The 14,598-nt window shown below is 70.2% G+C and carries 15 protein-coding genes; 6 read left to right on the top strand and 9 right to left on the bottom strand.

Going from position 1 to position 14,598, the window contains the following annotated elements:
- Positions 1 to 183: 183 nt before the first annotated feature.
- From WQ53_RS01555 to WQ53_RS01545, 3 genes are all read right to left on the bottom strand, one after another.
- Positions 184 to 834 (bottom strand): DUF2238 domain-containing protein, encoded by a 651-nt coding sequence (locus WQ53_RS01555; RefSeq protein WP_052629741.1) that lies wholly within the window; start codon positions 832 to 834, stop codon positions 184 to 186.
- Between the two features lie 243 nt (positions 835 to 1,077).
- A complete protein-coding gene (locus WQ53_RS01550) occupies positions 1,078 to 1,905 on the bottom strand; it encodes a DUF72 domain-containing protein (protein ID WP_052629739.1) in 828 nt (275 codons plus the stop codon).
- A 315-nt stretch (positions 1,906 to 2,220) separates the two neighbouring features.
- Positions 2,221 to 2,646 carry a VOC family protein gene (locus tag WQ53_RS01545; protein ID WP_052629737.1) on the bottom strand — a complete coding sequence of 142 codons (426 nt, stop codon included), beginning with the start codon at positions 2,644 to 2,646 and terminating at the stop codon, positions 2,221 to 2,223.
- A 185-nt stretch (positions 2,647 to 2,831) separates the two neighbouring features.
- Here WQ53_RS01545 and WQ53_RS01540 point away from each other — a divergent pair, with 185 nt between their 5' ends.
- Positions 2,832 to 4,460 carry a serine hydrolase gene (locus WQ53_RS01540; protein ID WP_052629735.1) on the top strand — a complete coding sequence of 543 codons (1,629 nt, stop codon included), beginning with the start codon at positions 2,832 to 2,834 and terminating at the stop codon, positions 4,458 to 4,460.
- Positions 4,461 to 4,697: 237 nt separating this feature from the next.
- Here the strand turns inward: WQ53_RS01540 and WQ53_RS01535 are convergent, their stop codons facing one another.
- Entirely contained in the window at positions 4,698 to 6,503 is a 1,806-nt protein-coding gene (locus WQ53_RS01535; protein WP_052629733.1) for a DUF885 domain-containing protein, read from the bottom strand.
- Between the two features lie 128 nt (positions 6,504 to 6,631).
- Between WQ53_RS01535 and WQ53_RS01530 the strand changes: the two genes are divergently transcribed.
- Complete coding sequence (locus WQ53_RS01530; protein WP_052629731.1) at positions 6,632 to 6,988, top strand: GFA family protein; 357 nt, start codon at positions 6,632 to 6,634, stop codon at positions 6,986 to 6,988.
- Between the two features lie 19 nt (positions 6,989 to 7,007).
- On the opposite strand, the gene WQ53_RS01525 is transcribed toward WQ53_RS01530, so the two are convergent.
- Together WQ53_RS01525 and WQ53_RS01520 are read right to left on the bottom strand one after the other, a co-directional pair.
- Positions 7,008 to 7,301 (bottom strand): hypothetical protein, encoded by a 294-nt coding sequence (locus WQ53_RS01525; RefSeq protein ID WP_052629729.1) that lies wholly within the window; start codon positions 7,299 to 7,301, stop codon positions 7,008 to 7,010.
- Between the two features lie 80 nt (positions 7,302 to 7,381).
- Positions 7,382 to 8,341, bottom strand: a complete 960-nt coding sequence (locus WQ53_RS01520) for a LysR substrate-binding domain-containing protein (RefSeq protein ID WP_052629727.1) — start codon at positions 8,339 to 8,341, stop codon at positions 7,382 to 7,384.
- Positions 8,342 to 8,484: 143 nt separating this feature from the next.
- Here WQ53_RS01520 and WQ53_RS01515 point away from each other — a divergent pair, with 143 nt between their 5' ends.
- On the top strand, positions 8,485 to 8,739 hold the full coding sequence (locus WQ53_RS01515) for a hypothetical protein (RefSeq protein WP_052629725.1): 255 nt from the start codon (positions 8,485 to 8,487) through the stop codon (positions 8,737 to 8,739).
- 44 nt (positions 8,740 to 8,783) lie between these two features.
- The gene (locus WQ53_RS01510; RefSeq protein ID WP_173427223.1) at positions 8,784 to 9,644 is read left to right on the top strand and encodes a DMT family transporter; all 861 of its coding nucleotides are present in this window, start codon (positions 8,784 to 8,786) and stop codon (positions 9,642 to 9,644) included.
- Positions 9,645 to 9,650: 6 nt separating this feature from the next.
- Here the strand turns inward: WQ53_RS01510 and WQ53_RS01505 are convergent, their stop codons facing one another.
- On the bottom strand, positions 9,651 to 10,556 hold the full coding sequence (locus tag WQ53_RS01505) for a peptidylprolyl isomerase (protein WP_052629721.1): 906 nt from the start codon (positions 10,554 to 10,556) through the stop codon (positions 9,651 to 9,653).
- Positions 10,557 to 10,753: 197 nt separating this feature from the next.
- On the opposite strand from WQ53_RS01505, the gene WQ53_RS01500 reads away from it, so the two are divergent.
- Together WQ53_RS01500 and WQ53_RS01495 are read left to right on the top strand one after the other, a co-directional pair.
- Complete coding sequence (locus WQ53_RS01500) at positions 10,754 to 11,119, top strand: PadR family transcriptional regulator (RefSeq protein ID WP_052629719.1); 366 nt, start codon at positions 10,754 to 10,756, stop codon at positions 11,117 to 11,119.
- Entirely contained in the window at positions 11,116 to 12,048 is a 933-nt protein-coding gene (locus WQ53_RS01495; protein WP_052629717.1) for a sensor domain-containing protein, read from the top strand. Before WQ53_RS01500 ends, WQ53_RS01495 begins: the two co-directional genes overlap by 4 nt.
- Before the next feature lie 70 nt (positions 12,049 to 12,118).
- Here WQ53_RS01495 and WQ53_RS01490 read toward each other — a convergent pair whose 3' ends face one another.
- Together WQ53_RS01490 and aqpZ are read right to left on the bottom strand one after the other, a co-directional pair.
- Positions 12,119 to 13,363, bottom strand: coding sequence for a polyhydroxyalkanoate depolymerase (locus tag WQ53_RS01490; RefSeq protein WP_052629715.1), 1,245 nt, complete (start codon positions 13,361 to 13,363; stop codon positions 12,119 to 12,121).
- Between the two features lie 400 nt (positions 13,364 to 13,763).
- Complete coding sequence (gene aqpZ / locus WQ53_RS01485; protein ID WP_052629713.1) at positions 13,764 to 14,486, bottom strand: aquaporin Z; 723 nt, start codon at positions 14,484 to 14,486, stop codon at positions 13,764 to 13,766.
- Positions 14,487 to 14,598: the final 112 nt, after the last annotated feature.

Here is a 14,598-nt window from a genome sequence, read left to right as displayed (position 1 = left end):
CTGGCGACACGGGCGTCGGAACCAGATGGGTTTTCGCCCGTGCCCGCCAAAATGGGGTCAGGTTCATTTTCCCGTCCCAATGGCCGTGTCGGAAAGTCGCGGAAAAATGAACCTGACCCCATTTTGGGAGCCGCGGGGGCGTCGCCTGCGCCGACGGCGTCGCGTCGCGGGCAGGCCCGGCTCCTACACGCGCGGCGCGAGCCAGCCGCGCATGCCCAGCACGCATACCGTAAGCGCCGAGCCGAGGGTGGCCATCAGCATGTCCTTCTGCGCGTCCCATTCATCGCCCTGGGTGCCGAGGTAGGCCTGGCCAAGGTCGCCGCCGAACACGCTGGCGGCCAGCCACTCGAACATCTCGAACAGCAGCGAGTGCGACATGATGAAACTGACCGGCAGCACGTAGCGCCAGATCCCCCGCGGCGGCGCGACCCGGTCGAGCAGTTCGATGCAGGCCGGAGTCACCAGCGCGCCATAGAGGAAATGCACCAGCCGGTCGAAGGAGTTGCGCTCAAGACCGAGCGCGGCGTCCAGTGAGAACCAGAAGGTGCTCTGGAAGAAGGCGTCGTAGGGCACTTCGGCGTAGGTGTAGTGCGCGCCGATCTCGTGCAGCACGCCGAACACGAACAGGCAAGTGTAGCTGAGCCGGGTCAGCGGCATCCGGCGCCAGCCCCAAGCCAGCACCGGCACGGCCACCACCACCAGCACGTTCTCCAGTGCCCAGTCCTGGCGGTACCAGGGCGAGATCGCCAGCGCGATCCAGACCGCGGCGAACAGGCCGAGCAGGACCAGCGCATAGCGGGAGGAGGCGGGCGTGCGCCGGAATCCGTCGGCCATGGCCGCATCCTCGCACGGAATCCCGCTTTCTGTAGGAGCCGGGCTTGCCCGCGACGCGACGCCGTCGGCTCAGGCGACGCCTTCATGATTCCGACGCCCGTGTCGCCGACTGAAGTCAGCTCCTACAGAAGAGCGGCGGCGCCGTGGTTGTTGTAGGAGCCGGGTTCAGCCGGCGACCCGACGCCGTCGACCCAGGTGACGTCCGCATGTTTCCGACGCCCGTGTCGCCAGCAAGCTGTGCTCCTACAGACGCTGGATCAGCGCCTGGGCTGCGGCGGGGTTGCGCTCCTTCGCGCTGGCGATGAAGAACACGAACACTTCGCGTGCCTTCGCGTCCGGTTGCGGGGTGGCCACGTGCGGCAGGTCGTCCGGATCGCCGCCCTCGGCCCAGTCGCGGGCGCGGCGCGCCCAGGCGTCCAGTTCCGCGTCCGGGTAGCCCTGCGCCAGCCCGGTCCGGGCGCGCATCAGGCGCGCATAGACGAAGTCGGCGGTGAGGTCGTCGAAGGAAGGATGTTCGTCCGAGCCGGCGAACACCAGCGACACGTTGCGCTCGCGCAGCAGCGCCAGCAGGTCGCGGTCGAACACGGCCGGGTCGCGCAGCTCCAGTGCGTGGCGCAGGCGCCGCCCATCCGCCTGTGCGGGCAGCAGTTGCAGGAACGCGGCCAGCTGGTCCAGCGCCGGCGCCTGGCCGCGGTCGAACTGCCACAGCAGCGCACCGAGCCGGTCGCCAAGCGTGGCGATGCCGCCGACGAAGTCGTCGATCTGCGCGCCGGTGCCGGCCAGGCTGCGGCTGGCCATGATCCGCTTCGGCGCCTTGGCGGTGAACATGAAGCCGGCCGGAGTTTCGTCGCGCCATTTCGCGTACGTGTCCGGCTTCTGCGTGCCGTAGTAGGTGCCATTGATCTCGATCGCGGTCAGCTGGCGGCTGGCGTACTCCAGCTCGCGGCGTTGCACCAGCCCGGGCGGATAGAACGCGCCGCCGCGCCATGGCGCATAGGTCCAGCCGCCGATGCCGACGTGGATGCGCGTGGCGGGAGCGGTGGAGGGAGCGGGGGCGAACAGGTCGTGCATGGGTGGTCGCTATCGACTTTCCTGTCGCGGATCATAGCCGCCGTGGCGCGCGCCCTGTCGCGCCATCATGTGGTCCGGATGGCGGTTGCAGAGTGATTCGCCTGCAATGGCCTGAAGTCACTGGATCCCCGCCTTCGCGGGGATGACGGCAAGAGTGAGAGGAACGCGCCGCCATGCGCTGCGGAATCAGGTAACCGGCGCGATCTCAGTCCTTCCAGGGGGCATGGCTGTCGAACCGTGCCCTGATGTGGTCTGAGTGGCCAGTGCGGAAGAACGCGCCGCCGCGCGCTGCGGAAATCGTTGGCTGGCGTGGCTTCAATCCTTCCATGGGTCATAGCTGCCGAACCACCAAAGATGCCCTTCCACATCCCGGCACGAGTACCCGCGCCCGCCATAGTCCTGGTCGGCGATGTCCTGGACGATGGCGGCGCCGGCGGCCTTCGCCCGGGCGTAATGCGCGTCGGCGTCGGCGACGATCACGCAGGGGCTCTGCGTCTCGCGCATCCCGATCTCGTCGGGCTGGACGATCTGTTCGCTCCATTCGCTGACGGTGTGGGCCGAGCCGAGCATGAGCATGCCGTTGCCCCAGGTCAGCTGCGCGTGGTGGACGGTGTCGCCGTCGGCGTAGACGGCGTGCTTCTCGAAGCCGAAGGCGCGGCACAGCCATTCGATGGCGGCGTGGGCGTCGCGGTAGCGCAGGCAGGGGATGATGGTGCTGCTGGTCGTGGCCGGAAGGGGCATGGGTCGATCTCCGCAGGCGGTCGGGAACAGGACGGGGGCCAGCGTGGGCGGCACCGTGTAAAGCGGCGGTGAGCCGGAGGGACGGGCGGCCCGGATGCCGGCCGGAGGGTCCCGGCTTCCGTCACTGCGTCGTCCCGTTGCGCAGCCCCTAGAATCGGCCCTTCATGCCTTCCGGATCCCGCCCCATGCGCCTGCCTTCCCCGTCGTTCCGCTGCCTGCTCGTGCTCGGCCTGTCCCTGCTGGCGCCATTGCCGGGCATCGCAGCCGATACGCCGGCGACCGTTGCAGCGTCGGATGCCGCCGCGCTCGATCCGGCCGAACTGGACGCCTGGGTCGAACAGGTGCGCGAGCGCTTCGAGGTGCCGGGCATCGCGATAGCCGTGGTCAAGGACGGCCAGGTGCTGCTGGAGCGCGGCTGGGGCGTGCGCGAACTGGGCAGGCCGGCGCCGGTGGACGAGCGCACCCTGTTCGCGATCGCTTCCAACACCAAGGCCTTCACCGCCGCGTCGCTGTCGATCCTGGCCGACGAGGGCAAGCTGTCACTGGACGACCGGGTGGTCGACCACCTGCCGTGGTTTCGCATGTCGGACCCGTACGTGACCCGGGAGATGCGCCTCCGCGACCTGCTGACCCACCGCAGCGGCCTGGGCTTGGGCGCCGGCGACCTGCTGTTCTGGCCAGGCAGCGGCTACAGCACCGAGGAGGTGGTGCAACGGCTGAAGGACGTGCCGCTGAAGACCGGACTGCGCGAGCGCTACGCCTACGACAACATCCTCTACGCGGCCGCCACCCTGGTGATCGAGCAGGCCTCGGGCCAGTCCTACGCGCAGTTCCTGCAGCAGCGCTTCTTCGACCCGCTGGGCATGGCCGATACCCGCTTCAACGCCGACGCGCTGCGGCCGGGCGACAACGCGGCCACCGGGCACGCCAGGGCCGACTTCACCGACCTGCGCACGACCTTCCCGCTGACCTGGCACAACGCCGCCGGCGCCGGCGGCCTGTACTCCAGCGTGCACGACATGACCCGCTGGATGCAGGCGCAGCTGGCCGGCGGCAGCTACACCGACGCGCAGGGACGCGAGCAGCGCCTGTTCTCGCCGCAGCGGCACAAGGCGATGTGGTCGTTGCACTCGCCGATGAACATCCCCGAGCCGTCGGTGCCGGAACTGGCGCCGGCCAGGCCGGACTTCCTCGGCTACGGCGAGGGCTGGATCACCTCGACCTTCCGCGGCGAGAAGCTGGTCTGGCACACCGGCGGCTGGCCGGGCATGGTCTCGCGGGTCACCCTGGTGCCCGGCCGCGACCTGGGCATCGTGGTGCTGACCAACCAGGAGGTCGGCGGTGCGTTCAACGCGCTGACCCTGCAGATCCTCGACGCGTTCCTGCAGCCGGCGCAGCGCACCGACTGGATTGCCGCCTATGCCGCATCGGCCGCGAAGACCAGGGCGAAGGCCGATGCCGCATGGCAGGAGCGCGTGGCCGCGCGTGACCCGCGCTCGAAGCCGTCGCTGCCGCTGTCCGGATATGCGGGGACCTACCGCGACGCCTGGTACGGCGACGTGGAAGTGGCGCAGGACGGTTCCCGGCTGCGGATGCGGTTCAAGCCCAGCCCGCTGCTCGCCGGCACGATGCAGCACTGGCAGCACGACACCTTCCTGGTGAAGTGGGACGACCGCACGCTCAATGGCGACGCCTTCGTCACCTTCGTGCTCGACGCCGACGGCAAGGTGCGCGAGGCACGGATGGAGGCGGCCTCGGACCTGACCGACTTCAGCTTCGACTTCCACGACCTGGTGCTGAAGCCGGTGCGCTGAGGTTGCCGGCGCGATTGCTCTTCATGTAGGAGCTGACTTCAGTCGGCGACGCGACGCCGTCGGCACAGGCGACTCCCTCATGGTCCCGACGCCCGTGTCGCCGACTGAAGTCAGCTCCTACAGAAACCGACGCAGAAGCGCGGGGAGTGGCCAAGGGAAACGACCCGGCGGAATTTCCGCCGGGCCGCCCGAACCAGGGATCCCGTCTGCCGGCATCCAGGCCGGCACCATCAATGCCTACTTGATCGGCTCGTCCAGCATCAGCTGGCGCACGAAGCGCACCGGCGGGGCGCCGTAGGACAGCACCTGGTCGTGGTAGGCCTTCAGGTCGAAGTCCGCGCCCAGTTTCTGCTCGACCGCCGCGCGCGTGTCGAAGTGCTCCTGCACGCCGACGAAGTAGGTCGGCAGCTGCGCGGAGGTGAGCTGCGCGCGGGTCCACTTGCCGGCCGCCTCGCTCTCCTGCTGGAAGGTCTGGTTGACCATCAGGTCCATCGCCTGCTCGCGGGTCCAGCCGTCCACGTGCACGCCCTGGTCGAGGATCGCGTTGGCGATCGTGCGCAGGTAGAACTTCAGCTGCACCAGGCGGAACAGCGGGTCGTTGTCCAGGTAGCCGGCGTCGGCCATCATCTTCTCGGTGTAGACCGCCCAGCCCTCGGCGAACATGCCCGAGCGCAGCACCGCGCGCAGAGTCGAGGGGAACTTGGCCGAGTGCCAGCCTTCCAGGTAGTGGCCCGGGGTGCCCTCGTGGATGCTCAGCAGTTCGATCATGCGCGAGTTGTATTCGCGCAGGAACGAGTCGACCTGCGCCTGGCTCCAGTCCTCCGGAATCGGCGAGACCGCGTAGAAGGTCTTCAGGTTCTTGTCCAGCGGCCCGGGCGAGTCGGCATAGGCCACCGCCACGCCACGCTGGAACTCGGGCATCTCGATGATCTCCACCGGCGCGTCGGGCAAGGTCACCAGATCCTTGGCGCGGACGAACTCGGTGGCGCGATCAAGGGCGGCCTGGGCGTCGGCCACGACCCGGTCGCGCGCCGGGCGCTCGGCGTAGGCCAGTTCCAGCGCCGCCTCGATCGCCGCCTGCTGCTGCGCGGGGGTGGGGTTCCCGGGCAGTTCGGGCGCGTCCGGCCTGCCGGCCAGCACCTGCTGGGCGATGCCGTACATCTCCCCGCGCACGCGCGCCAGTTCGGCCTCGGCGCGCTGCTTGATCTCCGCGCGCGACAGCGAGGACAGCAGGGCGAACTGCAGCTTCTGGTCGTACAGCTCGGCACCGATGCGGAACTCGCCCCTGGCATTGGGCACCAGGGTCCCGTCCAGCCATTGCTGGTGCTCGGCCACCGCCTGTTTCAGGCCTTCGATCGCCGCATCCGCCCGCTGCCGGTCGGCGTCGCCCAACTGGTCCAGGTTCGGGGTGATGTAGTTGTCGACGATGCGCAGGATGCCGGCGTTCTGCCTGGCCACGGTCTCGGCATGGACCTTCGGCACGCGCGCCGGATCGAGGTTGGCGCGCGCCTGCGCCAGCAGCGCGGGGATCTTCTCCATGCGCGCGGTCGCCGACTGCAGCCGCTCGGGCAGCGGCGCGAACTCGCGCGCCATCAGGCCGTAGATCGCGCTGCCGGCCAGGCTGTTGTAGATCTGCGGGTCGGTGGCCCAGCTCTGCAGGGTCTCGCCGATCCACAGCTCGTAGCGCAGTTGGTTGCGCAGGATTGTGGCGTCGACCTGGTTCTCGCGCGACAGCCCGGCGATGTCCATCGCCTCCAGCTCGGCGAGGATCGTGCGGGCGAACGCCAGGCGCTCGCGCCGGCTGTCGTCGCCGAGGTCGTCCAGTTCGCTGTCGTAACGGTGCTCGCCGATCCGGGTGGCGCGGACCGGCGAGGACCGCAGCCAGCCGTCGAGCGCGCGCTGCGACAGGTCGGCGAAGGCGGCGTCGGCGGCGGTGTCGGCGGCGGCCACCGTGCTGGTGCCGGCGGGCGCGGTAGGCGACTCGGCCTTCTGGCAGGCGGCCAGGCTGGCGAGGAGGGCGACGGCGAGCAGGGTGTGGCGCATGGGTGGTTCCAGCGGACGGAAAGCGCCAAGCATAGGCCGCGGCGGCGACCCCGCGCACGTGCCGGGGGAAGGGACTGGTGCGCGGACGCGAAGCGGTTACCCTGTGCGCCCGGCCACGGAGCACAGCCATGAAGTACGCGGGAAGCTGCCATTGCGGCCGCATCGCCTTCGAACTGGAAACCGGCGAACCGATCGCCGAGGCCTACGACTGCAACTGCTCGATGTGCCGGCGCCGCGGCGGCCTGCTCTGGTTCGGCACGCGCGACGCGCTGAACCTGGTCTCCCTGCCGGAGGACGTCGCCACCTACCGCTTCAACCGCCACCACATCGACCACCACTACTGCACGGCCTGCGGCATCGCGCCGTTCAGCGAGGGCGTCGATCCGGAGAGCGGGGCGAAGACGGTCGCGGTCAACGTGCGCTGCCTGCCGGACGTGGACCTGGCGACGCTGAAGATCGTGCCGGTGGACGGCGCCAGCTTCTGAGGCGCCGGCCGAGCCAGGGTCACTCCTCGTCGGTCTCGAACTCCACCACCAGGCCCAGGCGGATCGCCAGTTCCTCGACCGCCTCGCGCACGCGCCCGGCGGTGTATTCGTTGGGCGCGTCCACTTCCAGTTCGTGGGTGCCCGGGCCGATGTCGTCCGACAGCCCGGCCGAACTGGAATCGTCGTCGTCCATGCGCGGCATCAGGTCGGCCACTTCCTCCACATGCTCGATGCCTTCCACGCTCTGCAGCAGGTCGGCCACCGCGCGCAGGTCGTCGTCGCTGCCGGTGATGCGGATTCGGAGCTGGGGCATGGCGTCGGTTCCGTGCGGGACGCGACCAGCCTGCCGCCGTCGCGATCAAGGACGGGTGATGGCGTACGTGGCTGCGGCGGTCAGGCGTGGCGATGGCTGCGCGGGGCAGAGGAAGCGGCCGGCCGCGCCCGGTGCGGAGTCTCCGGCAGCGGCGTGCGCGGCTCCAGCGCCTGCTGCTTGAGCCAGTCCAGGAACAGCATCGCTGCCGGGCTTGGCGCGCGGTGCGACGGATGCACCGCGTAGTAGGCGAAGCGCGCCTTCAGCGCCGGGCCGGGCAGGCGCACCAGTTCGTAGCGTTGCAGGTAGGGCTGGGCGACGTGGGTGCGCGCCAGGACCGCGCCGATGCCGTACACCGCCGCGCGCATCGCGTCGGTGCTGTCGCAGAAGGTGTGCATCGGCGGCAGCGACAGCCCGCGCACGCCGGCGGCCTGGAACCAGTCGCGCCAGCCCTGCAGGCCCATGTCCGAGACCAGCGGCAGCGCGGCGATGTCGCGCGGGGTCCTGGTCCCGGCCAGGCCGGGCAGCGCGGGCGAGGCGACCGGGAACAGTTCGTCGTCCATCAGGTGGTGCGCGGTGAGCCGCGGCCAATGGCCGGGCCCGTAGCGGATCGCCAGGTCAGGCCCGCCTTCCTCGAAACGGGCCAGCGCCGGACTGGCGTCCACCTCCAGGCGCACGTGCGGATGCGCCGCGAAGAACGCCGGCAGCCGCGGCAGCAGCCAGCAGTAGGCAAGCGAATGCAGGGTACTGATCCGCAGCACCGAGATGCCCGCGACTGGCTGCAGGTTGCCGGCGACCGCGGCCACGTCGGCCAGCGCGGCCGAGGCGGCGTCGGCGAGCTGGCGTCCTTCGGGCGTGAGCGAGACCCCGCGCGCATGGCGCAGGAACAAGCGCGCGCCGAGCAGCGACTCGAGCTTGCGCACGTGGTGGCTGACCGCACTGGCGGTCAGGTGCAATTCCTCGGCGGCGTGGGCGAAGTTCTGGTGGCGCGCGGCGGCGGCGAACACGCCCAGGGCGGGCAGCAGGGTGGGGCGCAGGTTCATGGTCCAGGCATGAATCAGATTTGTGGCTCGCATGGATACTACGCGCTTGTCGCAGGCGGGCGCGGGGAGGATGCTGCGCTCCCGGCTACTACCCGGATGAGATGTCCGAAAACGGCCGGTACCGCAAAGGAAACGGAGGCAGGATGGACCCCACGGCACAGCATCGGGTGGTGTTCGATTTCGAGATCGGCTTCGGCAACGGCGGCGACCTGCGCGGACGCGACTTCCGCCTGGACATCGAGGGTCGCGACATCGACGACGCGGCGCTGGCGCGGCGGCTGGTCGACGACCTGCGCCTGCTGATGGTCGAAACGGTGCGCGTGCGCAACAAGCGGATCGTGGCCGAGCCGCACAAGCGGCCGGCGGCGGCTGCCCACGAAGGAGAGCTGCGGCAATGAGCGACATGGAACGATGTCTGGAACGGGACGCCGGTGTGCCGGCGATGGCGGCGACGCGCGACTGGCGCACGCCGCTGGAACTGCTGGTCCTGGGCGCGGTATGGGGCGGCTCGTTCCTGTTCATGCGGGTGGCCGCGCCGGTGTTCGGCCCGTACGCGCTGGTCGAGCTGCGCCTGGCGCTGGGCGCGCTGGTCCTGCTGCCGTTCCTGTGGCTGGCGCGCGCGCAGTTCCCGCTGCGGCTGTGGCCGCGCCTGGCGGCGATCGGGGTGGTCAATTCGGCGCTGCCGTTCCTGCTGTTCGCCTGGGCCGCGCAGCGCGCGCCGGCCGCGATCGGCGCGATCTGCAATGCGATGACCGTGCTGTTCGCCGCGCTGGTCGCCTTCCTGGTGTTCGGCGAGCGCATCGGCGTGCGCCGCGCGCTAGCGCTGTTGACCGGTTTCGCCGGGGTGGTGGTGCTGGCCACCGCCAAGGTCTCGGGCCTGAGCCTGGGCCCGGCGGTGCTGGCCGGCTCGGCCGCGGCGCTGCTTTACGGCGTCGGCCTGAACCTGGTGAAGCGCTACATGGTGGGACTGCCGCCGGCCGCCTCGGCGGCGGTGACCCTGGGCTGCTCGGCGGTGCTGCTGCTGCCGCTGGCGGTGGTCCACTGGCCGGCCGGCCCGGTGCCGCCGCTGGCCTGGGCCGCGGCCGTGGCCCTGGGCGTGCTGTGCACCGGCCTGGCCTTCATCTACTTCTACCGGCTGATCCACCGCATCGGCGCGGCGCGCACCTCCACGGTGACCTACCTGATCCCGCTGTTCGGCGCGCTGTTCGCCTGGCTGCTGCTGGACGAGCCGGTGACGGTGAAGATGTTGCTGGCGGGCGGACTGATCCTGGGCAGCGTGGCGATCAGCCAGCGCGGGCCCTGAACCCGGTCAGTCCCTGGCCGCGCGTACCGGCAGCGGCACGTTGCACAGGTCGATGTGGCCGGCCGGGCGCTTGTAGAAGTCGTCGCGGCGGTTGCGGCGGGCCTCGACCACGTCGCGGAAGCTCTGCGTGTCGGTGCGCAGCAGCTGCAGGCGGGTGCGCTCGGCCTCGGGCACTTCGCTGGCCAGGAGGATCGCGCGGATCGGCGTGCGCTGTGCCGGGTCCTGGTAGAAGCCCATCGGTTCGGGACCGCGCGGCAGCGCGCTGAGCAGCTCGATGCCCTGGATCACGCGGCCGACCTGGGTGATGTTGCGGTCCAGCTGGCGCGGCGACTGGCCGATGACCACGTACAGTTCGGCGCCGATGCTGCTGTCGGCCTCCAGGTTGCGGCCGGCGCCGAGCACGCCGTAGCAGTGTGCCATCCACGCCTTGCCTGAAGCCGGGTCGCGCCCGGCGGCGAAGCCGTCGGCGAAGCCGACCTGCGGCGCCCAGCCGTCCACGTCCGCCAGCACCTCGAACGCCAGTCCTTCCGCGTCGCGCTCGAATTCGGCCGGCAGCTTGTGCCTGGCCGTGCCCAGCGGCTTCGCTTTGGCAGGGTCGTCGGCCTCGGCGTCGCCGAACTGGGCCACGAAGTTGTCCTGCACCCGGTAGATGCTGGTCCCGTCCCAGAAACCCGCGCGGGCCAGGGTGCGGATGTTGGCCACGTGCTCCGGGGCGAAGCCCGGCGCCAGTTCGATCACCACCCGGCCCGCCTCCAGCTCCAGGTACAGGGTGCTGGCCGGATCCGGGGTGCGCCAGTCCGCCGCCGGGGAGGCGTCGAGGATCTGCTGCATGCTGCGGTAGGGGGTGGCGGCGGACGCTGCCAGCGGGACGGAGGCCAGCAGGCAGGCGAGCAGGACGGGGCGCAGGGTCATGGCGTGGGCAGGCAGCGAAGGTTGGCCGATTCTCGCCGCGCTCCGCGCGGCCGCCAAGCGTCGGCGGCCGGAACCGGCGAATGCGGCCACCAGACACGGTCCCTGGCCGGCATGACTACCGGCACATACGCTATACCGAAGTTGAGGATAGATTGGTCTCCAGCCTAGCGAACCTGACGCTAGGGGGAGACGCCGCGATGGGCGAGATCGAAGCGCAACTGAAGAAGTTCCAGAAGGAGCTCAGCGCCGGCACGGTGTCGCTGGCGCTGCTGGCGGTCCTGGCGCAGGCGCCTGAGCCGCTGTACGGCTACCTGATCGCCAAGCGCCTGGAGCAGGTCGGCGAGGGCGTGCTGAGCGGCAAGCAGAGTGCGCTGTATCCGGTGCTGCGCAACCTGGAGGGGGCGGGGCTGCTGGAAAGCCACGTCGAGCCCTCGGTATCCGGCCCGCCGCGCCGCTACTACCACATCACCGGCGAGGGTCGCGAGGCCCTCGGCCAATGGACCGCCGCCTGGCGCGCCACCCGAGATTCCGTCGATTCCGTGCTGGAGGGAGTATCCGCATGAACGCCACCACATCCGCGCAGCCGTCGAACCCGCGGCCCCTGCCGACCACCATCCCCGAATACCTGGCGCAGCTGCGCGAGGCGCTAAAGGGTGCCGACTCGGCCATGATCCAGGACGCGCTCTACGACGCCGAGGAATACCTGCGCTCGGAACTGGCCGAGCAGAGCGGCAAGAGCGAGGCCGAGGTGATCGCCGCGGTCGCCGGCAGCTACGGCGCGCCGGAAGAGGTCGCCGAGATCTACCGCGAGACCGAGGTCACGGTGAACCGCGCGCTGCGGCCGCCGCGGCCGCCGAAGCGGCGCTCGCTGGCCGGCCGCTTCTTCGGCGTGGTCGCCGATCCGTACACCTACGGCTCGCTGTTCTACATGCTGCTGGCGATGGCCACCGGCGTCTTCTACTTCAGCTGGGTGGTCACCGGCGCCAGCCTGTCGCTGGGCCTGATGGTGCTGATCATCGGCATCCCGCTGCTGCTGCTGTTCCTGATGTCGGTGCGGCTGCTGTCGCTGGTGGAAGGACGCATCGTCGAGGTGCTGCTGGGCGTGCGCATGCCGCGCCGGCCGCTGTACACCCAGCGCGACAAGCCGTGGCTGACCCGGCTCGGGGAGCTGTTCACCGACTGGCGCACCTGGACGGCGATGGGCTACCTGCTGCTGATGCTGCCGCTGGGGACCGCCTATTTCAGCGCCGTGGTCACCCTGGTGGCATTGTCGGCAGGCCTGATCGCAGCGCCGGTGGCGCTGGCGCTGGGCGCGACCGGCGTGGTCTCGCTGGATGGGGTCGACATCACGCCGAGCGCACCCTGGCTGTGGCCGCTGTGTTTCGCCGCCGGCGTGCTGCTGCTGTTCGCGACCCTGCACCTGGCGCGCTTCGTCGGCCACTTCCACGGCTGGTTGGCCAAGCACCTGCTGGTGCGCGACCCGGTGGTGTGAGTCGCGACCGCCGCTTCGAAAAAGCGAAAGCCCCGCATCTGCGGGGCTTTCGTCTTTCCGGCCTGGGGTATCAGCCGGCGTATCTGGCGATGAACTCGCGTACCTGCGGGTAGACGTTCTCGCGCCAGCGGCGGCCGCTGAAGATGCCGTAGTGGCCGGCGCCCTCGACGGTCAGGTGCCGCTGCCGGGTCTTGGGGATGCCGGTGCACAGGTCGTGCGCGGCCTGGGTCTGGCCGAGGCCGGAGATGTCGTCCAGTTCGCCCTCGATGGTCATCAGCGCGGTGCCCTTGATCGCCGCCGGCTTGACCAGCTCGCCGTTGACCTTCCACTTGCCGCGCGGCAGCAGGAATTCCTGGAACACGGTGCGGATCGTGTCCAGGTAGTACTCGGCCGGCATGTCCAGCACCGCGTTGTACTCGTCGTAGAAGCGGCGGTGGCCTTCGGCGTCCAGCAGGTCGCCCTTGACCAGGTCCGAGTAGAAGTCCCAGTGCGACATGAAATGGCGGCTGGGATTCATGGCGAGGAAGCCGGCGTGCTGCAGGAAACCGGGGTAGACCTCGCGGCCCTGGCCCGGATACGGCTGCGGCACGCTGTGGATCACGTTGTTCTCGAACCACGACAGCGGGTTGCGCGTGGCCAGGCTGTTGACCGCGGTCGGGCTGCGGCGCGCGTCGATCGGCCCGCCCATCATCACCAGCGAGCGCGGCACCGGCTCGCCGCGCGCGGCCATCAGCGACACCGCCGCCAGCACCGGCACGGTCGGCTGGCAGACGCTGATGACATTGAGGTGGGCCGCGCCGATGTGGCGGATGAAGGCCTCGATGTAGGCGACGTAGTCGTCCAGGCCGAAGGCACCGTCCTCCGCCGGGACCATGCGCGCGTCGATCCAGTCGGTGACGTAGACCTTGTGGTCGCGCAGCAGGGTGCGCACGGTGTCGCGCAGCAGGGTGGCGTGGTGGCCGGACAGCGGCGCCACCACCAGTACCACCGGATCGTCCTTGAGCGCGGCGATGGTGGCCGCGTCGTCGCTGTAGCGCTTGAAGCGGACCAGCCGGCAGAACGGCTTGCGCAGTTCCTCCTGCTCCAGCACCGGGACCTTGCGGCCGGCGACCTCGACCTCGTGGATGCCCCACGGCGGCTTCTCGTAGTCCTTGCCGAGCCGGTGCACCAGTTCGTTGCCGGCGGCGATGCGCTCGGCGCCGGGCAGCGAGGAGGCCCAGCTGGACGGGTCGGAGAAGATGCGCGAGTTGGCTTCTGCCAAGTGGACCCAGGGGGCCATCATCGCGCGGTTGAGTTCGTGGAGCTGGTAGAGCATGGAAGGGCCACGCTTCGGGCTGGGCTGTTGCATCGCAACATACTAACCGGATTCGCGGAAGGGGAAATCAATGCATCGCAGGAGGAGCTGAGACGGATGCCATGACCCGCTGGCCCGCTTCCTGTGTAGGAGCCCAGCTTGCTGGCGACATGGGCGTCGGAATCAGGAAGGCATCGCCTGGGCCGACGGCGTCGGGTCGCCGGCTGAACCCGGCTCCTACAACACAGCCACGACGCGACCGCTCTTTGTAGGAGCTGACTTCAGTCGGCGACACGGGCGTCGGAATCCCGAGGGCGTCGCCTGTGCCGACGACGTCGCGTCGCGGGCAAGCCCGGCTCCTACACACATACGGGTGGATCGCCTGGCCGCGCCCGCCATCGGGGCGCGGCCAGGCAATGGGCTATTCGTTGTTCGGCCGCAGCCAGGCGTAGACGATGCCGCCCAGGGCGCCGCCGACCAGCGGGGCGACCCAGAACAGCCACAGCTGGCCCAGCGCGCCGGAGCCGGCGAACACGGCCACGCCGGTGGAACGGGCCGGGTTCACCGAGGTGTTGGTGACCGGGATGCTGATCAGGTGGATCAGGGTCAGGGCCAGGCCGATGGCGATCGGTGCGAACGCGGCCGAGGCCTTGCCGTGGGTGGCGCCCATGATCACGACCAGGAAGAACGCGGTCAGCACGACCTCGCACAGGAAGGCGGCGGCCAGGGTGTAGCCGCCGGGCGAGAGTACGCCGTAGCCGTTGGTGGCGAAGGTGCCCGCCGCGGTCGGGTCGATGCTGAAGCCGCCGCCGCCGCGGGCGATCTGCAGCAGGATGAAGCCGGCGGCGATCGCGCCCAGCACCTGGGCGACGACGTACGGTGCCAGGTCCTTGGCCGAGAAGCGGCCGCCGGCCCACAGGCCCAGGCTGACCGCCGGGTTGAAATGGCCGCCGGAGATGTGGCCCAGCGCGAACGCGCCGGTCAGCACGGTCAGGCCGAAGGCCAGCGACACGCCGAGCAGGCCGATGCCCAAGGGATTGCCGTCGCCGCCGAAATTCGCCGCCAGCACCGCGCTGCCGCAACCACCCAGCACCAGCCACAACGTGCCGAGGAACTCGGCCGCCAATCGCTTCGTGAGAGTCATCGTCGTCCCCGTCCTTGACGCCCGGGAATGGGCCGGCCGAGCGTACGCCTCCGCGCGCGCGCCGGCGTTGCATTCCGGTTAAACGGCGTCGGCGGCTCGGGGGCGGTCCCGG

The sequence above is a fragment of the Pseudoxanthomonas suwonensis genome (assembly GCF_000972865.1).
GTDB classification, from domain to species: Bacteria; Pseudomonadota; Gammaproteobacteria; order Xanthomonadales; family Xanthomonadaceae; genus Pseudoxanthomonas; species Pseudoxanthomonas suwonensis_B.
The sequence above is the reverse complement of the archived record's forward strand: the minus strand, read 5'-3'. Positions and strand labels throughout refer to the sequence as shown.